The sequence below is a fragment of the Vreelandella neptunia genome (assembly GCF_000712975.1).
Taxonomy (GTDB): Bacteria; Pseudomonadota; Gammaproteobacteria; order Pseudomonadales; family Halomonadaceae; genus Vreelandella; species Vreelandella qaidamensis.
In genome coordinates, this window is sequence record NZ_JHQL01000016.1 from 1 (window position 1) to 305 (window position 305).

Genomic DNA, 305 nt, shown 5'->3' on the forward strand with positions numbered 1-305 from the left:
CGTGTACTAATGGCCCGTGAGGCTTGACCCTATAACACCCAAGGGGTCTGGTCGCAGTGATAACGAAACGAGTGTGACAACACTCAGAAAACCGGATACGCGGATTAAGCCCACCGTGACACACGACAGGCTTAAGACAAAAGAGACGACACAAAACACTGTCAGCATGATATGCATTACCTGTTACGCCTGACGACCATAGCGAGCGTGAACCACCTGATCCCATGCCGAACTCAGCAGTGAAACCGCTTAGCGCCGATGGTAGTGTGGGGTCTCCCCATGCGAGAGTAGGTCATCGTCAGGCA

General features: G+C 53.1%; 1 rRNA gene. It reads left to right on the top strand.

The window, feature by feature from the left end:
- Positions 1-188: 188 nt before the first annotated feature.
- Positions 189-304: ribosomal RNA gene (gene rrf / locus CR46_RS0117650) — 5S ribosomal RNA — on the top strand.
- Position 305 lies beyond the last annotated feature (1 nt).